Raw genomic sequence first — 23,403 nt, forward strand, 5'->3', positions numbered from 1 at the left:
GAAGAAAGTCTTCAGGAGTTACTAAGTGAACTGGATCACAAACTACGTTCGGCCGAAGATCAACTCGATGCTGGGCCGCCGGGAAGTTCCGGAAAACCTCTGGATCAAGTGCCCGGAAACCGGGGAGATGGTGTTCCACCGGGATCTCGAGGAAAACAAGTGGGTCATCCCGCAGTCCGGCTTCCACATGAAGATGCCGGCCAAGGCGCGGTTGAAGGACCTGTTCGACGGCGGCATCTATGAGGCGTTCCCGCAGCCCAAGGTTGCCCAGGACCCGCTGAAATTCCGCGATTCCAAGAAGTATGTCGACCGTCTGCGCGACAGCCGTACCAAGACCGAGCTCGAAGACACGATCGTCGCTGGCCTCGGCCGCGTTCAGGGTGTCAAGCTCGTTGGCGTCGTGCACGAGTTCAACTTCATCGGCGGCTCGCTCGGAATGGCGGCCGGAGAGGCGATCATCAAGGCCTTCGAAAGGGCAATCGCCGAGAAGTGCCCGCTGGTCATTTTCCCGGCATCGGGCGGCGCCCGCATGCAGGAAGGCATCCTGTCGCTGATGCAGCTGCCGCGCACGACGGTTGCCGTCAACATGCTGAAGGAAGCCGGTCTTCCCTACATCGTCGTGCTCACCAACCCGACGACCGGTGGCGTCACCGCATCCTATGCGATGCTTGGCGATATCCACATGGCCGAGCCAGGCGCCGAAATCGGCTTTGCCGGCAAGCGGGTGATCGAGCAGACGTTGCGTGAGAAGCTGCCGGAAGGCTTCCAGACCTCGGAATACCTGCTGGAGCACGGCATGATTGACATGGTCGTCAAGCGCCATGACCTTCCGTCGACGCTCGCTCGGGTCCTGAAGATCCTGATGAAGAAGCCGGCAGAAGCCTCGAAGCTCAACGGCGGCACGCAGCCGGCCGCTTTGCCGGTCGCGGCAAGCGCTTAAGGCTGCTGTTCCAAGAAAAATCTGAACCGGATTTCTGGAACTGGGCACAAAAAATGAACATCTCCGCGCGACGGAGATGTTTCGGCAGTCGAGCTTGTCGCGGTGGGGTGAGAGATGACAGCGGTGGAAGCCAGCGAAGCGGGCTATGAGATCGAAAAACTCCTTGCCCTCCACCCCAAGGGCTTTGACCTGTCGCTGGACAGGATCACCCGGCTTCTTGCCGCGCTCGGCAATCCGCAGGACCGCCTGCCACCGGTGATCCATGTCGCCGGCACCAATGGCAAGGGCTCGGCAACGGCGTTTTCGCGGTCAATCCTGGAGGCCGCTGGTCTCAGCGTTCACGTCCACACCTCGCCGCATCTCGTCAATTGGCACGAGCGTTACCGCCTCGGCGTCAAGGGCGGCAGGGGCAGGCTCGTCAGCGACCCTGTTCTGGCCGAGGCCGTGCGTCGGGTGGCTCAAGCGAATGCTGGCGAGAAGATCACCGTCTTTGAAATCCTGACCGCGGTCACCTTCCTGCTCTTCGCCGAGCACCCCGCGGATGTCGCGATCATCGAGGTTGGCCTCGGTGGCCGTTTCGACGCGACCAATGTCATAGCCCGACCCGCCGTCTCGGTCATCATGCCGATCTCGTTGGACCATCAGGCCTATCTGGGTGATCGGGTGGAACTGATCGCCGCGGAAAAGGCCGGCATCATGAAGCGCGGCTGCCCGGTGGTGATCGGCCACCAGGAGGAAGAGGCCGCGCGCGACGTGCTGATCTCGACGGCCGAGCGTCTCGGCTGCCCGATGTTCGTTTATGGCCAGGATTTCATGGCGCATGAGGAATTCGGCCGTCTCATCTATCAGGACGGGAGCGGGCTCTCCGATCTGCCATTACCGAAGCTGCCGGGACGTCACCAGTACGCCAATGCCGCCGCCGCCATTCGGGCCGTGCGGGCCGCGGGCTTCGATGTTTCGGAGGCGGCGATCGAGAAGGGGCTTGCCGGTGTCGAGTGGCCGGGGCGCCTGCAGCGCCTGACGAGCGGCAAGCTTACACGCTACGGCCCGGCCGATGCAGAAATCTGGGTCGATGGTGGCCACAATCCCGGTGCCGGCCAGGTGATCGCGGAGGCGATGGCGACCTTCGAAGAACGCGAATCGCGCCCCTTGTTCCTGATCATCGGCATGATCAACACCAAGGATCCGATCGGCTACTTCCGGGCGTTTCTGGATCTCGCCGAACAGGTCTTCACCGTTCCGATCCGTGGTTCGGATGCGGGTCTTGACCCGGTGGCGCTTGCCACTGACGCCGCGGCTGTCGGGTTTGAGGCTTCGGCCGTCTCCTCCGTCGCCGAAGCGCTGACGATCATTGCCAATCTGGTCGATGAGGATCCGGCTCCGCCGCGCATCCTGATCGGCGGCTCGCTCTATCTCGTCGGCGATGTTCTCGCCGACAATGGCACGCCGCCGAAGTGATCCGCCGGTGGCGCCGCCTTCTGGAAATGCCAGATTCAAGATAAGAAAAAAGCCCGGCATGCCGGGCTTTCTGCTGCGGTAGTCAGCGAAGGTTTCAGGCGACCGCCGTGGAGATCCACGAGGAAAGGGCCGTCTTCGGCGCAGCGCCAACCTTGATGTCAGCCACTTCGCCAGCCTTGAACATGGCCAGTGTCGGGATCGAGCGGACGCCGTACTGGGCGGCCAGTTCCGGGTTTTCGTCAATGTTGAGCTTGGCAACCTTGACCTTGCCGGCGAGTTCGTTCGAGATTTCCTCGAGGCTCGGCGCGATCATTTTGCACGGGCCGCACCATTCAGCCCAGAAATCGACAACCACCGGCTCGGCGGAGTTCAGCACTTCCTGCTGAAAATTGGACGTATCGACCTTTACAGTAGCCATAGGCTGCTCCTTGCGTTCGGAATGGCAGTATCCAGATGTTGTGTCTCATGTGAGATGGCACCGCTGGATTTTCAATATCGGGTATCTCACTTTGTCGCGAGGTCTTCAAGGCTCCTGTCGAGCGCCTGATCCGCTACGACATGGATTGCCGGCCCTTCGGTAAAGATCAGCACGCATCGGAACGCGTGTCCGGGATAGAGTGGCCGCAACAGCTCGCGATAGATCGCAAGCTGTGCCCTGTAGGCGAAGGGGATATCACCTTGCGAAGCCGGCACCTGCCGGTTCGTCTTGAAATCCGCAATGGTCACGATGCCGTTGCTGACGGCGAGCCGGTCGATGCGGCCGGAGACCGCGTGCTCGCGGGTGCCGAGGGTCAACGTGCCCATGATCGAGACTTCGGCACGGCTGCCGGTCGAGAAGAGCGCCTCCAGATCCGGGTGGTCGAGCACGTTTTCAACGCCGGAAATCAGCGCCGAGCGCTGTTCGGGCGACCAACGGGGCACGGAACGCAGGAGGTAGCGTTCGGCTGCGGCGCGGCGATCGTGGCCGGCAATCATCGAGGGCAGAACCTGCAGGAGCCGGTGCAGGATGGCGCCGCGCAACATCGAGAGATTGGCCGGTGTCTTCTCTGAAAAGAGCGCGGATCCGACGAGCGCATCACCGTCATCCTCGTCGATGGCGATACCGACGCCGGAGGGGCTTAGCGGCCGCGGCAGCTGCTTCTGCGGCGGCAACGGTGTCGAGAGTGCTTTTGGCAGGCCGGATGCCGGGCGACTGGCGTCCGGTGCCGGCGTGCCCTCGGAGGGAAGGTCGCGTTCAAGCTGCTTCTCGCGCCAGGCATGGCCTGACCATTCCTCGCCGCCCGCATGAAAGGTCTTCGGGTGGCCGCGGCCATTTTCGTCGCCGGTGAGGCTTGCCTGAACCATAGCATGCCATGTTTCGGCGACGGTCCTCTGCCCGCGATAACCGCAGACGATCAAGCGATCGGCAGCGCGGGTCATGCCGACATAGAGCAGGCGGCGATACTCTTCCTCGGCGAGCGTCTTCAATCGGTCGCCGTCTGCGGTCACGAGCGTGTTCGATTCCGAGCCCGGTGCGCGCCACACCGGCAACGACAGGGCGGCGCCATTCCGTTGGGAGAGTTCAAGGAAGCGCAGAGAGGGGACATGCTGGTTGCTGAACGCCGCGCCACCGCCGTCGACGAGGAAGACGACCGGCGCTTCCAGGCCCTTGGCGGCGTGCACCGTCATGATCCGCACTTCGTCGCGCTCCTTGTCCTGCTCGCGCTTGACCGTCGGCGCCTCCATTTCCAGCGTCGAAACGAACGCCTGCAGGCCGGGGAGACCGCTTCTTTCCTGATCGAGCGCGAAAGTCAGGAACTCGTCGAGAATGTCGCTGACCTCGGTGCCGAGCCGCGCCAGGAAGGCGGCCCGGCCGCCATGGACGCCAAGGATGCGGGCATAGAAATCGTGCGGCGCAAGCTGGTCGGCGAGCGCCATATAACTTTTGAGCGACCTTGCTGTCTGGTGGAACAGGATACCCTCGGCCGCCTCGGCCTGCAGCCGTTGCCAGAGGCTTTCGCCTTCCTTGCGTCGGGCTGCGAGCTCGAACAGCGCGTCTTCCCCGAGGTTGAACAGCGGGCTCTTCAGCAGCGCGGCGAGTGACAGGTCGTCTTGCGGCAAGAGGGCGAAGCGTCCAAGTGCCAGCAGGTCCTGAACGGCAATATGTTTGGTGAGTACCAGGCGGTCGGCGCCGGCGACCGGAATGTTGTTTCGGCGCTTGAGAGCGCGGGTCAGGGCGTTCACGAAGGCGTCGCGCTTGCGGACCAGCACGATCACGTCGCCCGGACGCATCGGTCGGCGAATGCCCTTCTCGACGATCGTCTCCTTGCCAATCCAGCTCTCCAGCGTGGCTGCGATCCGGCGAGCGAGGATATTGACCGGTGCACTCTCGGGTGCCGCGTCGAATGCCGCTGTCCACTCCTCGTCCGTGTCAGTCGGCTCGGTGGCAATCACCTCCCAGATGTCGACCGCGCCGGGATGTCCGATGCGGTTCGACGCATGGACGACGGGCTCGTTGCGGGCGCTGAGGCCCCGGGCATGCGCCGGATTGGCAAAGACGGCATCGACGGCAGAAAGCACGTCGACGGTCGAGCGGAAGGAGAGCTGCAGGCGGATGGGTTCGAAGGCCTTGCCGCCGTCGCGGACCCGCCGCTCGGTTTCCTGGCTCTCGCGTGAAAACCGCTCCGGCCGCGCGCCCTGGAAGGAGTAGATCGACTGCTTCTCGTCGCCAACGGCGAACATGGTACGGGCGGTGCCCCGCGCGCTTTCACCAGAGAAGAAATCGGCAGCCAGCGCCTGGATGATCGTCCATTGCGTCGGGCTGGTATCCTGGGCCTCGTCGACGAGGATGTGGTCGATGCCCTTGTCGAGCTTGTAATGCACCCAGGCGCTGACGTCGCCGCGGGCAAAGAGCGCCGCCGTGCGGTTGATCAGGTCCTCGAAATCGAGCTGGCTGCGTCGCCGCTTGAGTTCCTCGTAGTCGACGTTGAGCCTTTCTGCGAGCGTCAGCGCGGCAAGCGTCGCCTCGAACATCTTGAGAATGCTGATGTGATCGATGCAGGCGACGACGTGGCGGTAGGCTTCATCCACGAGGTCAATGAGATCGGGCGCCGCCTGCTGCATCGCCTTGTTGAGGAAGGTCGATTGTGCCCGGGCCTTGCCAGTCCCAGTGAAGAACAAATGCCTGAGACCGTCATAGCGTGCACCCACATCCGTGAGTTTGGAGACGGTCCTCAGCCCTTCCGCAAAGTCGAGCACCTTTGATCCGCCGACACTCGTGGCCAGCGAGACGTACCGTTCCAGGGAGGCGCCGTTCAGTCCCGACAGGGGCCAGATCGCGGCCATCGCGCTGTCGACGCTTTCGTCCGGTGTCAGCTTCAGGGCACGGCGCAACTCCGCCTCGGTGCCACCGTGCGCATCGGCATGCTCGAGGAAGGCCTGGATCGAGGTACGGTTCTCGACGATCGCCGCGAGCAGTTTTTCAAGTCCGGTATCGTCGGCAAGGTCGAGCACGGTGGCGAAGGCGCGCGCCAGTTCCGGATCGTCCTTGGCCGCCGTCGCCGTCAGCAGCATGCGGCGTGCATCGGCAAGCAGCACGGCGGCAGCGCGATCGTCGAGAACCGAGAAATGCCCGGCGACGTTGGCTTCCAGCGGAAACTGATGCAGCAGCGCCTCGCAGAAGGCGTGGATCGTCTGGATCTTGAGGCCACCGGGCGTTTCGAGCGCGCGGGCGAACAGGCGACGCGCTTCTTGCAGCTTCAGCAGACCAGGGCGTTCGCCCTCGATCGCCTCGATTCGCTTTTCGAGCGTCGCGTCGTCGAGCGTGACCCACTCGGCCAGCCGTTCGAAGACGCGGTTCGACATTTCCGATGCCGCCGCCTTGGTATAGGTGAGGCACAGGATCGCCGAGGGACGGCAGCCGGCAAGCAGCAGCCGGATCACCCGCTGGGTCAGCACGTGGGTCTTGCCGGAACCGGCATTGGCCGAAACCCAGGCGGAACGCGCAGGGTCGGAGGCAAGCGACTGCCGACGCGAGGTCCAGTCGAGCCAGCCCTGCGGCGTCGCCTGTTCGGGGCCGAGGCTGTCATCCCTCATCGCCGTCCTCCTCTTCGCTGTCGGCTGTCGACCATTCGGCCACGCGTGCCAAATGGTCATATTCGCCGCCGTAATCGCGCTCTTTCTGAACAATCACGCGTGATGCAAAGCCATGCCTGCCCGAAAGCAGCGCACTCAGGAGCTTTCTGAGCTCGGTAAGGGATTCGTCGGCGAGTAGGTCGGCGGATTTGGTTTCCTTGGCTTTGCTGCCCTCGTTATTGACCGTCTCGTGCTTGAAACGCGATCCGGGCTTGAGCCGGACATAGAGCAGAGATTGCGGATGACTGGGGGGCACATCCTTGAAGGCACCGGCCTTGAGAGCGGCCGCTTCGAGGGCGAGCTGCGGGTCGAGCAGCACACGCGCCTCCTTGACCGATGGGCTGGAGCCGGTCTTGTAGTCGATGATCTCGACGCTGCCGTCGGTCAGCGTATCGAGCCGGTCGGCAATGCCGGTCAGCCGCATGTCGGCGACGCCAAGCTCCATCGATGCGGCCACCTCGGTGCGCGAACGACGCAGGAAGCGGGCGCGGTCCCGTTCCCATTTGATGAAGGCCAAGCCGACGGCGGCAAAGCGCGGCCGCCAGATCGTATCGATATGCGTTGGCAGTCGTGCCTCGTCGAAAGCCTCGTTCAGCAGCCGCTGCATCGCTTCCTCGGCTGCACGGGACTGGAGGTCGAAACCGCCGCGGACGAAACGCTCGACGATCTGGTGATAGAGTGTGCCGCGCTCGGCAGGACCCGGGTCACTGTTGAACGGCAGCAACGGGTGCAGGCGAAGGATCCGTCGGGCGTAGATCGCGTAGGGGTCGCGCCTCAGCCGTGAAACTTCGCTGAAGGAGTATTTGCGAGGCTGTAGGTCCGCCGGCGGCTTGGGGGCAGGGCGCTCGGCCAGTGGCTGCCTTCCTCCGTCGTCCAGCATGCGGGCCCAGGCCAGATAGTCCGAACCATTGGCCCTCAAGGCTGCCGTCAGCCGTTCGCCGCCGAGTGCCAGCAAGCGCTGCAGCCAGCGCGAGGCGACGGTGGGTGCTGCGCCCTGGCGCATGGAGCGGGTGAAGATCAGCCGTCTTGTGCCGCAGGCCATCTGGAAGTCGTGCGCGAGCTGGCCGATTCGCCGCTCGGGCGGCTCGAGACCGATGCCCGTCTTCATCGTGCGCGACAGGAACGGGTCGTTGGCGGTCTGGCCCGGCCAATTGCCCTCGTTCATGGCGCCGAGCACCACCAGATCCATGCTCTGCAAGCGGGACTCCAGCGCACCAAAGATGAAGACCCGCGGATGGCGCATGGAACGCGGCTTGACCGCAGCACCTGCCGCAAGCGCCTCCATGACGTCGCACCATTGCGGCCCGTCCGCAGTCATCTGGCCATCGGTTTCGATGATGCCGCGAAGCAGGGTCGCGAGCGTATCCGCCGCCTCGCCGGACCAGAGCCCGCCGAGATCACCGCGCTCGTCGGCTGACGCTGCTTCCAGCGCCTGGCCACTGCGCGTCGCCCAGTCGGCGAAAGTGAACTCCTCCGAAAATACACGGCTGCCGTCCTTGCTGCGCGTGAGCGCGGAAGCCAGCGGTGCGACGGCAAGGCCGATCTTCACCGCCAGATCGCGCGCTGCCTGAAGCTCCTCGGTGCCGATCCCGGCCCGCCACTCCGGTGGGTGGCGATCGGTCTTGTGCCCTGCAATGGCCGCCTCGAGCAGCGGTTCAAGGGCGAGAATGTCGACGGTCGTGGTGCTGCCGCGCAGTGCCATGCGTTCGAGCGCGTCGGCGCCCTGTCGCATCGCCTCACGCGAAAGCCCGAAACGCGCCAGCGGGTGTTTGAGCAGCGCAACGAAGGGCACGGGATCGCCGGGCCGCAGGCTTGCCTCCAGGAGAAGGCGCATAAAGCTGCCCTGTGGCGTCGAGGATAAAGGGGTGCCGGCGGAATCGTCCGCCTCGATGCCGAAGCGGGCGAGCTCGGCGCCAACCCGTCGCGCGAGATTCCGATCCGGCGTAATCAGCGCCGCCTGGCTCTCGTCGCTGCCTTCGAGTGCCAGCCGCAGCGCAACGGCAATTGCCGCCGCCTCCTCGCGTTCGTTGGCGGTTTCGATCAGGGCCGCATCCCTGAAGGCGGCGCGCAGTGAATCGGGATCGAGTTCGCTGCGCATTTCGGTCCAGGCATTGGTAGCTTTGGCCGGCAGAAGTGCGTGAGAAAGGATCTCGGCGCGGAAATCGAGGTCGGCCTTAGCATCGGACAAGGCGGTCACGTCGGGACGGAGCACGGCCATGCGTTTCAGCAGCCGGTAGAAACCGTATTGCGGGTGGCTGCGGCTTGCCGGGTCCGGCCTGCCGTCGAGTGCTGCGTCGGCGACGATCATGTCCCATTCGGCATCGCTCATCGTCTGGTCGAGACCGGGCAGCACGATCGTGCCGTTCGGTAGCTTCTGCACGGCGGCGATCAGCGCGGCGGTGGCCGGAATGGAGCCGGTCGAGCCGGCAATGATGATCGGGCCCTCGATCTTGCCGCTGGCAATGCGCTGCGTCTCGGCCTGCAGGATGGCGTTGCGGTGACGTGCAGGCGAGGATTGCTTGAGTTCCTCCAGCCGCTCCGGCCAGTAGCTGCGGGCAATCTTCAGGAATTCGAGCGTCAGCTGCCACCAGAGCGCATGCTCGCCGGCATCGAGCCGGTCGAGCTCGTCCCAGTCCAGCTCTTCCGTCTCCATCGCATCGATGAGATCGGCAAGATTGCGCGCGAGCCAGACCGCATCGGCCGGGCTCGCCGGCGCAATCAGCGGGCTTTCCGCATGGATGTCGAGCACCACCTTCGGCAGGCGGTTGCGCCAGGCGAGGATAAGCCGGCCAAGCTCGATCAGGCGGGCGGTGCCGGGCAGGGGCGGGGCCAGATCGAGGATCGCCGGGACCTCGGCATCGAAGAAGCCGCTGTCGTCGTCGGTCTCGCCGAGCGCCTTGATGGTGGGCAGAATGGTGGAACGGCCGCCGAGCAGATCGACGAATTCGGATCTGAGCACACGGGCCGAGCGCCGCGTCGGCACGAAGATCGTAACGCCCGCGAGCGGCAGGGGATCGGCCGCGTCGTAGCGGAAGTCCGGGGTCAGGCTACCGTCGCAGAGCTTTTCGGCGAGCGTCTTCAGGAAGGGGAGGCCAGGCGGGATGGTGAAGACGTTGGACCGGCGGCCGCTCACGCTCATCCTCCCGGCTGATGGCGGCGGATTGCCGCCTCCGCTTCGCCGATCGCTTCGGGTGTGCCGACCGTCATCCAGTGGCCGTCGAGCAGGAGGCCGTGCAGGCGTCCCTTCTCGGCCGCGCGGTCGAAGTAGATGTTGAGGTTGAAGGCGTCACCGGGCGCGTCCGCAAAGAGCCGGGAGTGAAGCGCGATCGCGCCAGCATAGACCACCGGGTTCGGCAGGCCTTCGGTGTACCGCGCCAGCCTGCCATCGTCGCCGAGCGAAAAGTCCTTCTTTCCATTGTGCCCGGTCGTGTCCTCGTCGCGCACGCAGAGAAGCAGCATGTCCATGCGATCGGCGTCGAAAGCTGCAGCAAGCCGCGTCAGATTGCTCGGCACACCCGAGGGCTCGCCGACCCAGAAGAGGTCGGCATTCATCACCAGAACGGGACCTTCCGGCAAAAGTTTCAAGCCCTTGGCCAGGCCGCCGCCGGAGTTCATCAGCGCCTCGCGCTCGTCCGAGATCAGGATCTCCGGCGCGCTCCGCCGGCTGAGGTGCCCTTCCACCTGATCGGCAAAATGGTGCACGTTGACCGCGGCCCTGGTGACGCCGGCCTCTACCAGCAGGTCCAGCACATAGTCGATCATCGGTTTGCCGGCGATTTCCACGAGCGGCTTCGGCATGGTGTTGGTGATCGGGCGGAGCCGGGTGCCGAGGCCCGCGGCGAGCACCATCGCATTGCTGATCGACATTGCTTCTCTGTCAGTTCGCTGATTCGGAAACGAGGATTCCGGTCTTCATACACCAGTCGTGCAAGGGTTTCAGCGATTCATGTGAAAGCGCCGCCTGAAGATAGGCGAAAGTGCGCGGCATGTGTTTCATGTAGCCGGGCTTGCCGTCGCGCTGCATCAGCCGCACCCAGATGCCGACGAGCTTGCAGTTGCGCTGTGCCGACATCAAGTGCCAGTCGCGCAGGAACGTCGCCTCGTCAAAGCTGCCGCTCGCGCGTCGCTCCGTGAGGTAGGTTTCCATCATCCGGTTTGCGAGCGAAGGTGCGATGCTGACGCGCGCATCCTGCACCAACGACGCCACGTCATAGGCGATCGGACCAATCATTGCGTCCTGGAAATCGATGAGGCCGATCCGGTCCAGGCCCTGGCGTTCCCCACGCCAGATGATGTTCGGCGAATGGAAGTCGCGCAGCAGCAGGTTGGTCTCGGACGTCTGCAGCAGGTCGATCAGGCTGTCCCAGATTTCCGCATATTCGCGCTTTTCGTCGTCGCTTGCCGGCGCGCCGCGTCTCCACGGCAGATACCAGTCGGTCAATAGCCGGGTCTCGATCTTCATCGCCGTGCGGTCGAAATCCGGAATGCGGTGAATGATCGCTTGGTCGACGCTGATCTCGGTTGGCACCTGCTCTGTATGCAACTGTGCCAGCAGCCGTGCACTTTCGACGTAGCGCTCATCGATCGGCTGTCCGTCCGCATCGAGAACGCCGTCCGAGCCCAGATCTTCGATCAAGAGGATGCCCTGGTCGAGATCGCGCGCATAGATTTCAGGCGCTGCAAAGCCGCGGGCAATCAGCAACTGGTCGATGGCGACGAAGGGAACGACGTCTTCGGCGATATGAGCGAGCTGCTGGTAGTATTTGCCGTCCTGCAGAATGGGTCCCGGCTTGTGTCGTGAAGAATCCATCAGAATCCGGCTAACGGAGCCGTCTGCCGGGTAAACGCGCTCATAGGCGCGGATCGAGGCGTCGCCGCTCAGGTGGCGGCGTCGCGCCCTTGGGTGATCGTTCCGGTCGAGGAAGTCTCGGATCGCGAGCGTGCGGGCAATGCGCTGCAGCTTTTCGTCCGGCCCCGCAATTTCGACGCGGCGCCCAGCGCCTTCATGGGTGATCGTCAGCGCGATGCGGCTGGCGGGAAGGGCGTCGTCAGCCCGTTCCGGCCATTCGACAAGGCAGATGCCTTGCGATAGCGCCTCGTCAAAACCGAGTTCGTCCAACTCGCTGGAATCGGCGAGCCGGTAGAGGTCGAAATGCGCGACGGGTATGCGCAGGTCGTAGCTTTGGACCAGCGTGAAGGTCGGGCTTGGCACTTCCAGCCCATCGTCATCGGCAATGGCTCGAAGGAAGGCGCGTGCCAGGGTCGACTTGCCGGCGCCGAGGTCACCCGAGAGCGCGACGCAGTCGCCGGGCCTCAGGGCCAGCGCCAGATCTTCGCCGAGCTCGATTGTTGCCGCCTCATCCGCCAGGAAGCGCTCGATCGCGGGCATCATTCAGCCGCGACGACAGTCGGCACGTCGGCCGAAGGAATGCGGCAGGTCACTTCGGTACCTTCGCCTTCCTTGCTGCGGATGGAGACGGTGCCATGATGCAGGCTGACGAAGCTCTCGACGATCGAAAGTCCGAGACCTGCGCCGCCACGCTGGCCGTAGCTCTCGAAGCGATTGAAGACGGTGTCGAGCACGTCCTGCGGGATGCCTGGGCCGCGGTCCGAAACCGAGAAGATGAAGTCGCTGCCCTCGCGGCGGCACTTCAGGTCGATAGCGCTGCCATCGGGCGCGAAGTTGGCGGCATTGGTGAGCAGCTTGACGAAGATCTGCTTCAGCCGCTGCTGGTCGGCGATCATGCGGCCGAGATTGTCGGGGGCGGCAATCCTGAGGGTCACGCCGCTCTCCATCAGCCGATCGGCCATCTGATGGGCGATATCGTCCAGGAAATCGGTGAGGCTGATGTCTGACATGTCGAGCTGAACGATGCCGGCATCGACGGTCGCGAGATCCAGGATGTCGTTGACGATGGTCAGCAGCAACGACGAAGAGGTCGCGATATGGTCGACATACTCCGCCTGCCGGTCGTTGAGATCGCCGAAGGCCGGGGTCTTCAACAGATCGGCGAAACCGATGATGTTGGTGAGCGGCGAACGCAGCTCATAGGAGACGTGATGCACGAAGTCGTTCTTCAGGGCATCCGCCTTGCGCAGCGCTTCGTTCTTTTCGGTGAGCGCGCGTTCGACCCGGACGCTGTCGGTGATGTTGACGAAGGTCAGCATCGTCTGCGCGTTCGGCAGCGGGATGACGGCGTAGTCGAGGATCAGCCCGGTTCGAAGCTCGAGGATGCCGCGGCTGGAGGGCCGTTCGTCATCGAAGCTCGTGATGATGTGGGTGAACCGCTTCCAGCCGTCCGGCTGGTCGTAGGAGATGAGGCAGGCTTGCTCGATCGCCCGGATATGGGTGCCGGGCTTGGCTTCCGCCTCGCTGATGCCCCAGATCGCTCGGAACGCGGGGTTCGACAGGCGAATGCGACCGTCGGGACCGAACACTGCCACACCTTCGGCCAAATGGTCGATGGTCTCGCCCTGGACCTGGACAAGCGTGTTGTAGCGCGTTTCGAGGTCGACCTTCTCGGTCAGGTTCTCGAATACCCAGGTGACGCCGCCCTGCGGGCGGGCGGTGGCAAAGACGCGCAGTGTCTGGCCGTTCGGCAGGTGCCAAAGGTCGCTCTGCGTATCGAGCGCCTGATAGACGGAAAGCGCGTTTGCCTTCCATTGTTTCCAATTGAGCTGTTCCGGCAATTGGCCGCCAGCGCGCAGCCGGTCGAGTACTTCGCCGTTGTCGGGCTTGCGTTCCAGGAAGCCGATATCGAGGTTCCACAGGCGCTGGAAGGCCTGGTTGTAGAACTGCAGGCGTTGACTGCCGTCGAAGATCGCGACGGGGGTCGCGAGATGATCGAGCGTTTCGGCGTGGCTCTTGAGCGTGCGGTTGAGTTCCTCGCGCACGGCTTCGATGCCGGAAATATCGACGGCAACGCCGGCCGAGCCGGCAGGACTGCGGGCGTCGACGACGTCGAAGAAGGTGCGGTTGCCCCGAACGACGGTCGAGACTTTGTCGCGGAACGGCGTGTCGAAGGTCGAGACTGCGCGGATTTTTTCGCGCGCAACGGTCGCGAGCAGTTCGCGCCCTTCGTTGACGGCGGTCGCAACATCAGGTGCCTCGACGGCGTCGGCATAGGCTTCGTTGACCCAGGTGAGCGAGCCATCCGTACCGCGTTGCCAGACCGGCAGGTCGATAGCGTCAAGAAGCGTACGGAAGGAGACCAGCGCGGTATTGAGCCGATCGTGCTCAAGTTTCAGCTCCGCGAGCTCTGCGCGCATGTTGTTGAGGGCGATGAAACGCACGAAAGCGCGCCCGCCCGAAACCCGCCCCTGGGCCTCCAGCACTTCATTGCGCTGCGTTTCGAGCACCAGGTCGAAGCTGCGTGCCTGTGTGCGTAGCGCCTCGATCGCGTTTTCCAGTTCGCCGGCGGACTGCGCCTTGATCCAGCGTCCGAAGGCCAGGAACTCGCGGTCGTCTGCCGGAGCGCCGGTTTCAGCCGGCAACTGGCCGAGCAGTTCGGCGCGTTCAAGAAGCCCGTCCCAGACAACGATCCGGCGGTTCTTGTCGGCCACGAGCGCCTGGTAGCGCGAGAGGCGCTGGTTGGCGTCCGACAGGTCGGAGCGCAATTCACGGTTTTCGGCTTCGATGTTGCCGCGCTGGCGGATCAACCAGATCGCCGAGATCATGGCTGCAGAAACGACGCCGATGAGTACGGAGAAGGTGACGACCTCCGACGAGCCGAAGATGTTGGCTTTTTGCGGTGCGACCTGGGCGAGCGCATCCGTTGCTGCAAAGAGAGCGGTGCCGGCCAGCAGGTGGCGCAGGAACTTCGGGGCCTTGCGGCGGGTGCCCGGAATAGCTGTTTGGTCTCTGTTCATGGCGCTGCCATCCCCGTCTGTCCAAAGGGTGCTGCTGGCCTTGTTGCGCCTTGCACAGTTCCCCCGAGGCCCTGGTCAAGGGTCCGCGTCAGTTCCGCTTGCATCCCCGGTCTGTCTCCGTCTGTTTGCCGCTTATTCGACAAGACATCCCATCCGCGATGCCCAAGGTCCGCACCGGCATCACGAATCAATGGGTTAGAGCATACTTCCTAGTCGAATCGTCGGGAAGGGAGAGGCCCAAAAAAGCGGCCGCGCTCTCTTGTCAAGAACGCGCCCACAAGATGTTGTGGATTGCCCGGGTAACGATTAGTACCGGTAGTGCTCAGCCTTGAACGGGCCCTGCGTCTTCACGCCGATGTAGTCGGCCTGTTCTTCGGAAAGCTCGGTGAGTTTGGCGCCGAGCTTCTTCAGGTGCAGGCGAGCGACCTTTTCGTCGAGCGCCTTCGGCAGGACGTAGACTTCGTTCTTGTAGCTCGCGCCCTTGGTGAAGAGTTCGATCTGCGCCAGGACCTGGTTGGAGAACGAGGCCGACATGACGAAGGACGGGTGGCCGGTAGCGTTGCCGAGGTTCAGCAGGCGGCCTTCCGAGAGCAGGATCATGCGGTTGCCCTTCGGGAACTCGATCATGTCGACCTGCGGCTTGATGTTCGTCCATTTCAGGTTGCGCAGTGCCGAGACCTGGATCTCGTTGTCGAAGTGGCCGATGTTGCCGACGATCGCCATGTCCTTCATCTCGCGCATGTGGTCCATGCGGATGACGTCCTTGTTGCCGGTCGTCGTGATGAAGATGTCTGCGCTGGAGACGACGTCTTCGAGCTGAACGACTTCATAGCCGTCCATGGCAGCCTGCAGTGCGCAGATCGGGTCGACTTCGGTGACCTTGATGCGCGCGCCTGCGCCGGCGAGCGATGCTGCCGAACCCTTGCCGACGTCGCCGTAACCGCAGACGACGGCGACCTTGCCGGCCATCATCACGTCGGTGCCGCGGCGGATGCCGTCGACCAGCGATTCCTTGCAGCCGTACTTGTTGTCGAACTTCGACTTGGTGACCGAGTCGTTGACGTTGATCGCCGGGAACGGCAGCAGGCCCTTTGCCTGGAGCTGGTACAGACGGTTGACACCGGTGGTGGTTTCTTCGGTAACGCCCTTGATGGCGTCGCGCTGCTTGGTGAACCAGCCCGGCGAAGCCTGAAGGCGCTTCTTGATCTGCGCGACGAGGATCTCTTCTTCCTCGGAGCTCGGATTCGAGAGAACGTCTTCACCGGCTTCGGCGCGGGCGCCGAGCAGGATGTACATGGTGGCGTCGCCGCCGTCGTCGAGGATCATATTCGAGACGCCGCCGTCGGCCCACTGGAAGATCTTGTCCGTGTAGGTCCAATATTCTTCGAGCGTCTCACCCTTCACGGCGAAAACGGGGACGCCACTCGCGGCGATCGCGGCAGCGGCATGGTCCTGGGTCGAGAAGATGTTGCACGAGGCCCAGCGCACGTCGGCGCCGAGAGCGACCAGCGTCTCGATCAGAACGGCGGTCTGGATGGTCATGTGCAGCGAGCCGGTGATGCGCGCGCCCTTTAGCGGCTTGGAAGCGCCGAACTCTTCGCGGCAGGCCATCAGGCCCGGCATTTCCGTTTCGGCGATCGCAATTTCCTTGCGCCCGAAATCGGCGAGACCGATGTCGGCGACGATATAGTCCTGAGTGGTGGTCATGGAATTCTCCGGGCTGATCTCTTCAAGCCGCATGGCTTCAACCGAACTGCGGCGCGATTATGCCTCCCGCGCTTACCGACACGGTGAGAGTGCGACCGATCTATCAGGAATCAGGGGAGAGGGCAATATCGACATAAAGAAGTCTTTATATCTTTATATTGTCCGTTACATTTCTTCGCCGAACTTGTCGGCGACCAGGGCGTCGAGCGCGTTCAACGCCTCCTCGGCCTGCGTGCCGCTGGCGGTCACGCACACGCTGCAGCCGGTGCTGGCGGCCAGCATCATCAATCCCATGATCGACGTTCCGCCGACCGTCATGCCGTCCTTCGACACGGTGATCTCGGCGTCATAGGCTTCGACCGTCTGCACGAACTTTGCCGACGCCCGCGCATGCAGGCCTCGCTTGTTGATGATCAGCAGTTCGCGCGTCAGCGACATGTCGGGGCGATGATCCATTACTTGCCACTCAGGACGCGGCTGGCGACGTTGATGTATTTCCGTCCGGCTTCCGAAGCCTCGACCAGCGCCTTGTCCATGTCGCTCTCGCCGCGAACGCCGGCAAGCTTGATCAGCATTGGCAGATTGACGCCGGCAATCACTTCGACGGTACCGCTGCGCATCACCGATATGGCGAGGTTGGAGGGCGTTCCGCCGAACATGTCGGTCAGGATGATGACGCCATTGCCCTCGTCGACATTGGTGACGGCGTCGAGGATATCCTGCCGACGCTGGTCCATGTCGTCCTCGGGGCCGATGCAGACGGTCTCTATAGCTTTTTGCGGACCGACGACATGCTCAAGCGCAAGTCGAAATTCCTCAGCCAGCTTGCCATGAGTGACAAGCACAAGTCCGATCATGTGTATCTTCGCTCCAACTGCACACGCAATTCACTGATGGCCAGATATCGCAATGCAGCAATTTCGTCCACCTGTTGGGGCGGCCATCTTGGCAAGGAAAAGGGGAAGTGCAAGCCAAAAATGCCGAAAAACCAGTCGCGCTGACGGTAAATCGAGCTAGAATCCTATTTTTTCAGCGATGAGCGCCCGCAAAATATCGAGAGCTTGGGCACCATCTTCAACGGGAACGCGAACAATCGGAAGTACTCGCCCGAATGGTAGGGACAGCATCTCGTCTTCCGGCGGTAGGCGCGGGTCGAAAGGGGCGCTGATGGGGAGCAGGGCCCAGTCCATCACCGCGGCAGGCACGGTTTCGATCTTGCCGATGCCGGCGCCGCGGATTTCGATGAGGCCGTGGATGGACGGGGGGCAGCGCGCAACGATCCTGTCGTGTTCCAGGCTCAGATCCACCCGATCGTCGGCGACGAGAGCCGCGAAGTGACCGGCCTGTCGTGCGGCGGTAATGCATGCGAGCGCCAGCCTGGATTTGCCGATACCGGAAGAGCCCGTAATCAGGAAGCCGCGCGTCCCGAGCACGATGGCAGTGCCGTGGATATTGGTGCGCTCCATCACGCGTGCGGCTCGGCGGGAAGCGACAGGATGAAGCGCGCACCGCTGACATGGCCGTCCTGGGCGATGATGTTCTCCGCCTTCAGTGTGCCGCCATGGGCTTCGGCGATCTGCCTGGAAATCGACAGACCGAGGCCCGAGTTCTGGCCGAAGTCCTCGCCTTCCGGCCGATCGGTGTAGAAGCGCTCGAAAATGCGGTCGATGTCTTCCGCCTGGATGCCGGGGCCGTTGTCCTCGATATAGACGAGGCAGCGCGACCGCGACCGTGTCAGGCGGACGACGATCCGGCCGCTGTCTTCGGGAACGAACGAGCGGGCATTCTCGATCAGGTTGGTGATGATCTGCCCGATGCGCAACTCATAGCCGCTGACGGCAAAACGGGCCTTGGGGCTGTCCTTGCGGTCGATGACGAAGTCGAGCAACACCGTCTTCTTCTTGCTGCGGACCTGGCGCGAGATATCGACGAGATCGCCGAGAAGCTTCTCCAGATCGATGATCTTGGCGTCGCTACGCGCAAGTTCGGCGTCGAGCCGCGAGGCGTCCGAGATATCGCTGATCAGGCGATCGAGGCGGCGGACGTCATGCTGGATGACGTCCATCAGGCGCTTCTTGGATTCGTCGGTCCGCGCCAACGGCAGCGTCTCGACGGCGCTGCGCAGCGAGGTAAGGGGGTTCTTCAGTTCGTGACTGACGTCGGCTGCGAAGGCCTCGATCGCCGCGATCCGGTCGTAGAGCGCGGTCGTCATCTCGCGCAGTGCGACGGAAAGGTTGCCGATCTCGTCCTGGCGGGAGGAGAAGTCAGGAATTTCCTCGCGCTCCTTGGCGCCGCCGCGACGCACGCGAACGGCCGCGGCCGCCAGGCGCCGGAGCGGATTGGCAATTGTCGAAGACAGAAGCAGCGACAGGATGATGTTGACGAGGGCAGCCACGCCGAAGACGCGGATGATGGCGAGCCGTTCCGCCTGAACGATCTTGTCGATGTCGCCGGCCTGCGTCGAAAGCAGGAGTACGCCGAGAACGGCGCGGAAGCGCTGCACGGGAACGGCCACCGAAACGATGAGCTCACCCTTCTCGGTCACGCGCTCCACATAGCCGCGCACGCCGGTCAGCGCGTTGGTGACCTCAGGGTAGATCGAGCCGTTGCCGCCGGGCGGTTCCTTGTAGAGCGGCAGATTGCCGGGCTGGAGCAGCTTGTTCAGCCAGCTGTTGAGCTTCTCGGCAATGCCCGTCGATTCCGGCTCGATCGGCGGCAGGTCGAAGCGCAGCACCTGGCCGCCGCTATAGAGGTGTCGCGAATCGAGCAGCAGGTCGGCATCCGCGTCGAAAAGCCGGGCTCGGGTACGTGTCGGTGAGATCAGCCGGCGCAGGACCGGTGCGACGCGTTCCTGGATGATCGGGAAGTCGAGATCCTCGTCGCTCGGCAGCGGCGTAATGCTCTGGCCAGCCTGCAGCTCCAGCAGCTTTTCGGGATCGATGGTGATCGAGTTGGTATCGACCGAGGCTGATGCCGAGATGGCGCCGGCGATGATTTCGCCCTGGGTCAGCAGGCTCTCGACGCGCGCATCGATCAGCCCCTCGCGGAACTGGTTGAGGTACATGATGCCGCCGACGAGGACGACAAGTGCCACCAGGTTGAAGAAGACGATGCGGCGCGTCAGGCTCGAGAAGACGGCATTGCCGAACAGTCGGCGAATCAGCGTGAAGGGATGTGCCCAGCGGCGCTGACCCTGCTGTGCCTGCGCACGCCCGTCACTGTCTTCGATGTCGCCCTGCAAGACTTCTACCAAATGTCCCGCTCCCGCGCGGACTGTCCTTCACGTTTGTTCGATTGCGACGGCGGCCGCTGCCGGTCGCGTCGCCGCTGTCTTTATCGTTCCGGTCCAAAGACGGCGGAGAACGCGGCGAGCTTCAAAGGAGGCCGTCGGCCACGCTCACCGTAGCGACGCTTCAAATGCGCCACTATGGGAGCGATGGCAAGCCCTGCGGCTCAGGCGGTCTCCCGGAAACGGTAACCGACACCGTAAAGCGTCTCGATCATATCAAAGTCGTTGTCGACCATCTTGAACTTCTTGCGCAGCCGCTTGATGTGGCTGTCGATGGTGCGGTCGTCGACATAGACCTGCTCGTCATAGGCCGCGTCCATCAGTGCGTCGCGGCTCTTCACCACGCCCGGGCGTTGGGCAAGCGAGTGGAGGATGAGGAATTCGGTCACCGTCAGCGTCACCGGCTCGTTCTTCCAGGTGCAGGTGTGGCGCTCCTGGTCCATCACCAGCTGTCCGCGCTCCAGCGAGCGCGAGGGTGCATCGGAAGCCTTCGTGGTGTTGGTCGGGTTGGCGGCCGCGGCCTCGCGGTTTGCAGCCCGACGCAAGATCGCCTTGACCCGTTCGACCAGCAGGCGCTGCGAGAACGGCTTGGTGATGAAATCGTCGGCGCCCATCTTCAGACCGAAGAGTTCGTCGATCTCTTCATCCTTGGAGGTGAGGAAAATCACTGGGAGGTCGGACTTCTGTCTCAGGCGGCGCAACAGTTCCATGCCGTCCATGCGCGGCATCTTGATGTCGAAAATCGCAAGTTGCGGCGGCCGGGCAAGCAGGCCCTCGAGCGCGGAAGCACCGTCGGTATAGGTCTCGACCTTGTAGCCCTCCGCCTCCAGGGCGATGGATACGGACGTCAGAATATTCCGGTCATCATCGACAAGCGCGATGGTCTGCATCGTGTTCAACTCCGTCTTTTGAGGTGCCGGTCTCGTCCCCGAAAACTCCGGCATTCGCGAGTCACGGGTGCGTTAGTGAGTATAAAGGTGGAACAAATTGTGGCGAAGCCCAAAAAGCACCTGTCGTGACGATAGGATAGCTCCCCTCAGTTCGGTGTTTTGCAGGCCGAATTCAACCGATTAAAAAAACGATAATTTTCTTTAAATCGATTAATATACTGAAATCATTATTCTTTTTTTGACGCCGCCTTGTTTTTGAGCGAGCATGCAAGTAAGGTCCGGCGAAATTCAACGCCAATGGCCAAACACGAAGGAAGCTTGACCATGGAGCAACTCGGCACTCGCAATCTCGCGAACGGCTTGGAAAAACTCGGCTTTATCGACCTCGAAACGGTTCGGTACAACCTCGAAGCCGCAGAGCTTTATGAGGAAGCTCTTCGCCGCGGCGAGGCTGAGCTGACGGCACACGGAGCACTCGTCGCCCGTACCGGCCAGCACACCGGCCGTTCGCCGAAGGACAAGTTCGTGGTTCGCGATGCGAACACTGACGACCAGATCTGGTGGGACAACAACAAGCCGATGTCACCGGAGCATTTTGCGCTGCTCCGCCAGGACATGCTCGATCACGCCAAGGGCATGTCGCTCTACGTGCAGGATCTCGTTGGCGGTGCCGACGCCGATAACGCTCTGCCGACCCGCGTCGTCACCGAATATGCCTGGCATTCGCTGTTCATCCGCAATCTGCTGATCCGCCCGGCCCGCGAAGCCCTCGGATCCTTCCTGCCGAAGCTGACGATCATCGATCTGCCGAGCTTCAAGGCTGATCCGGAGCGCTACGGCTGCCGTACCGAGACCGTCATCGCCTGCGATTTCACCAACGGCCTGATCCTCATCGGCGGCACGTCCTACGCCGGCGAGATGAAGAAGTCCGTCTTCACGGTTCTCAATTACCTGCTGCCCAAGAAGGGCGTCATGCCGATGCATTGCTCGGCAAATGTTGGTCCGGAAGGCGACACGGCGATCTTCTTCGGCCTCTCCGGCACCGGCAAGACGACGCTTTCGGCTGATCCGACCCGCACGCTGATCGGCGACGACGAGCACGGCTGGGGCGACCAGGGCGTCTTCAACTTCGAAGGCGGCTGCTACGCCAAGGCGATCCGTCTGTCTGAAGCTGCCGAGCCGGAAATCTATGCGACGACCCGCCGTTTCGGCACCGTCATGGAAAACGTCGTTCTCGACGAACGCCGCCTTCCTGATTTCGACGATGGTTCGCTGACGGAAAACACCCGCTGCGCCTATCCGCTCGATTTCATCCCGAACGCCAGCGCCACCGGCACTGCACCTCAGCCGCGCACCATCATCATGCTGACCGCCGATGCCTTCGGCGTGATGCCGCCGATTGCCAAGCTGACGCCGGAACAGGCGATGTACCACTTCCTTTCCGGCTACACCGCCAAGGTTGCCGGCACGGAAAAGGGCGTCACCGAGCCGGAAGCCACCTTCTCGACCTGCTTCGGCGCACCGTTCATGCCGCGCCACCCGTCGGAATATGGCAACCTGCTGAAGGATCTGATCGCCAAGAACGGCGTCACCTGCTGGCTGGTCAACACCGGCTGGACCGGTGGCGCCTACGGCACCGGCAGCCGCATGCCGATCAAGGTGACGCGCGCTCTGCTTGCCGCCGCACTTGACGGTTCGCTGAACGCCGCTGAACTGCGCACCGACGGCAACTTCGGTTTCGCCGTTCCGGTCTCGGTCCCGGGCGTCGACGACGGCATCCTCGATCCGCGCTCGACCTGGGCCGACGGTGCAGCCTACGATGCACAGGCACGCCGCCTCGTAGACATGTTCATCACGAACTTCGCCAAGTTCGAGAGCCATGTGGATGGCAGCGTTCGCGACGCGGCTCCCGGCACCAAAATCGCCGCCGAATAAAGATCGTCGGCTATGATTCACGTGAAACCCGGTCCTTGTGGCCGGGTTTTCGCGTTCGCGCCTGCTGTATGCCCCTTAGATTCCTCTTCGATTTGAGGGAACATATACAGCTGTCAAAGTGCTCCGGCGCCCTTTGCGCGTCTGATGAGACGCGCGACGCCCGTAGTGTTTTCAACGGGTTCGCTCTGTGCCATAGATCGGGCCGAGGTGAACCATGGCCAGCGACCCGCTCTACATAAACGACAATATCGTCATCGCCGGCTGGGAGCTGACGGAGCAATTCGTGCTGGCCGGCGGGCCGGGCGGACAGAACGTCAACAAGGTGTCGACCGCCGTTCAGCTGTTCTTCAACGTCCAGGCTTCTCCGGCACTCTCCGATCGCATCAAGGCCAATGCCCTGAAGATTGCCGGCCGTCGCGCCTCGAAAGAAGGCGTGCTGATGATCGAAGCCAGCCGTTTTCGCAGCCAGGAGCGCAACCGAGAGGATGCCCGCGAGCGGCTGAAGGAACTGATTCTCAAGGCCGCCGAGCCGCCACCGCCGCCGCGCAAGAAGACGAAACCGACCCGCGGTTCCGTCGAGCGGCGCCTGAAGGAAAAGTCCGGTCGTGGCGAGATCAAGAAGCTCCGAGGCCGGCCGGGCGGGGACTGATTTCTTTCTGCCGCTCCCTTGCCTTTGCCAGGCGGCGCCCTCTCTTATCGAGCAGCGTTTTCACAAAAGGAGATATTCATGGGTCTTTTCAGCTTTATCAAGAACGCCGGCAAGAAGCTCGGCATCGGTGGCGATGACGACGCTCCGGATGCCGAAAGCGTTCAGAAGGAGCTTGCGTCGCACGATCTCGGCACCAAGGACGTGCAGGTCGAAGTGGCCGGTGACAAGGTCGTGCTGAAGGGTGTCGTGAAGGATCAGAGCGTCTTCGAAAAGGCAGTCGTTGCCGTCGGCAACACGCTCGGCGTCTCGGCTGTGGAGGCCTCCGAACTCAAGGTCGCCGATGCCGGTGCTGCACCCGCTCCGGCGAAGGAGCCCGTGTTCTATACCGTCAAGAAGGGCGACAATCTCTGGAAGATCGCCGAAGCGCAGTACGGCAAGGGCAAGGGCGCCAAGCACACGGTCATCTTCGAAGCCAACAAGCCGATGCTGACGCATCCCGACAAGATCTATCCCGGCCAGGTTTTGCGCATTCCGGATCTGGATGCGGCCTGAG

The 23,403-nt window shown here is 63.0% G+C and carries 17 protein-coding genes; 5 read left to right on the top strand and 12 right to left on the bottom strand.

The window, feature by feature from the left end; genetic code table 11:
- Positions 1–25: 25 nt before the first annotated feature.
- Both accD and LAC81_RS18550 read left to right on the top strand, forming a co-directional pair.
- Entirely contained in the window at positions 26–940 is a 915-nt protein-coding gene (gene accD, locus LAC81_RS18545; protein ID WP_113538261.1) for an acetyl-CoA carboxylase, carboxyltransferase subunit beta, read from the top strand.
- 114 nt (positions 941–1,054) lie between these two features.
- A complete protein-coding gene (locus tag LAC81_RS18550) occupies positions 1,055–2,398 on the top strand; it encodes a bifunctional folylpolyglutamate synthase/dihydrofolate synthase (protein WP_223725971.1) in 1,344 nt (447 codons plus the stop codon).
- A gap of 94 nt (positions 2,399–2,492) precedes the next feature.
- Here the strand turns inward: LAC81_RS18550 and trxA are convergent, their stop codons facing one another.
- From trxA to chvI, 12 genes are all read right to left on the bottom strand, one after another.
- Complete coding sequence (gene trxA / locus LAC81_RS18555) at positions 2,493–2,816, bottom strand: thioredoxin (protein ID WP_034801674.1); 324 nt, start codon at positions 2,814–2,816, stop codon at positions 2,493–2,495.
- An 86-nt stretch (positions 2,817–2,902) separates the two neighbouring features.
- Positions 2,903–6,472 carry a double-strand break repair helicase AddA gene (gene addA / locus LAC81_RS18560; protein WP_223725972.1) on the bottom strand — a complete coding sequence of 1,190 codons (3,570 nt, stop codon included), beginning with the start codon at positions 6,470–6,472 and terminating at the stop codon, positions 2,903–2,905.
- Positions 6,462–9,650 carry a double-strand break repair protein AddB gene (addB, locus tag LAC81_RS18565; RefSeq protein WP_419195783.1) on the bottom strand — a complete coding sequence of 1,063 codons (3,189 nt, stop codon included), beginning with the start codon at positions 9,648–9,650 and terminating at the stop codon, positions 6,462–6,464. Before addB ends, addA begins: the two co-directional genes overlap by 11 nt.
- Entirely contained in the window at positions 9,647–10,378 is a 732-nt protein-coding gene (locus LAC81_RS18570) for a nucleotidyltransferase family protein (protein WP_223725974.1), read from the bottom strand. The genes addB and LAC81_RS18570 overlap by 4 nt, the downstream gene beginning before the upstream one ends.
- Positions 10,379–10,388: 10 nt before the next feature.
- Positions 10,389–11,900, bottom strand: coding sequence for a tRNA (adenosine(37)-N6)-threonylcarbamoyltransferase complex ATPase subunit type 1 TsaE (tsaE, locus tag LAC81_RS18575; protein WP_223725975.1), 1,512 nt, complete (start codon positions 11,898–11,900; stop codon positions 10,389–10,391).
- On the bottom strand, positions 11,900–14,380 hold the full coding sequence (locus LAC81_RS18580) for a PAS domain-containing sensor histidine kinase (protein ID WP_223725976.1): 2,481 nt from the start codon (positions 14,378–14,380) through the stop codon (positions 11,900–11,902). The genes tsaE and LAC81_RS18580 overlap by 1 nt, the downstream gene beginning before the upstream one ends.
- A 306-nt stretch (positions 14,381–14,686) precedes the next feature.
- Positions 14,687–16,087 (bottom strand): adenosylhomocysteinase, encoded by a 1,401-nt coding sequence (gene ahcY, locus LAC81_RS18585; RefSeq protein WP_113538279.1) that lies wholly within the window; start codon positions 16,085–16,087, stop codon positions 14,687–14,689.
- A 165-nt stretch (positions 16,088–16,252) separates the two neighbouring features.
- Positions 16,253–16,543 carry an HPr family phosphocarrier protein gene (locus LAC81_RS18590; protein ID WP_113538254.1) on the bottom strand — a complete coding sequence of 97 codons (291 nt, stop codon included), beginning with the start codon at positions 16,541–16,543 and terminating at the stop codon, positions 16,253–16,255.
- Positions 16,543–16,944, bottom strand: a complete 402-nt coding sequence (locus tag LAC81_RS18595; RefSeq protein ID WP_065774303.1) for a PTS sugar transporter subunit IIA — start codon at positions 16,942–16,944, stop codon at positions 16,543–16,545. The genes LAC81_RS18590 and LAC81_RS18595 overlap by 1 nt, the downstream gene beginning before the upstream one ends.
- Before the next feature lie 156 nt (positions 16,945–17,100).
- A complete protein-coding gene (locus LAC81_RS18600; protein ID WP_223725977.1) occupies positions 17,101–17,553 on the bottom strand; it encodes an HPr kinase/phosphorylase in 453 nt (150 codons plus the stop codon).
- A complete protein-coding gene (locus tag LAC81_RS18605; RefSeq protein WP_113538251.1) occupies positions 17,553–19,340 on the bottom strand; it encodes a sensor histidine kinase in 1,788 nt (595 codons plus the stop codon). Before LAC81_RS18605 ends, LAC81_RS18600 begins: the two co-directional genes overlap by 1 nt.
- Positions 19,341–19,540: 200 nt before the next feature.
- On the bottom strand, positions 19,541–20,266 hold the full coding sequence (chvI, locus tag LAC81_RS18610) for a two-component system response regulator ChvI (RefSeq protein ID WP_113538278.1): 726 nt from the start codon (positions 20,264–20,266) through the stop codon (positions 19,541–19,543).
- Positions 20,267–20,590: 324 nt separating this feature from the next.
- Here chvI and LAC81_RS18615 point away from each other — a divergent pair, with 324 nt between their 5' ends.
- From LAC81_RS18615 to lysM, 3 genes are all read left to right on the top strand, one after another.
- Positions 20,591–22,201, top strand: coding sequence for a phosphoenolpyruvate carboxykinase (locus tag LAC81_RS18615; RefSeq protein WP_223725978.1), 1,611 nt, complete (start codon positions 20,591–20,593; stop codon positions 22,199–22,201).
- 214 nt (positions 22,202–22,415) lie between these two features.
- Positions 22,416–22,850, top strand: a complete 435-nt coding sequence (gene arfB, locus LAC81_RS18620) for an alternative ribosome rescue aminoacyl-tRNA hydrolase ArfB (protein ID WP_113538249.1) — start codon at positions 22,416–22,418, stop codon at positions 22,848–22,850.
- A 78-nt stretch (positions 22,851–22,928) separates the two neighbouring features.
- Complete coding sequence (lysM, locus tag LAC81_RS18625; RefSeq protein WP_034802175.1) at positions 22,929–23,402, top strand: peptidoglycan-binding protein LysM; 474 nt, start codon at positions 22,929–22,931, stop codon at positions 23,400–23,402.
- Position 23,403: the final 1 nt, after the last annotated feature.

Origin of the sequence: Ensifer adhaerens (assembly GCF_020035535.1) — a bacterium.
In the GTDB taxonomy this organism is placed as follows: Bacteria; Pseudomonadota; Alphaproteobacteria; order Rhizobiales; family Rhizobiaceae; genus Ensifer.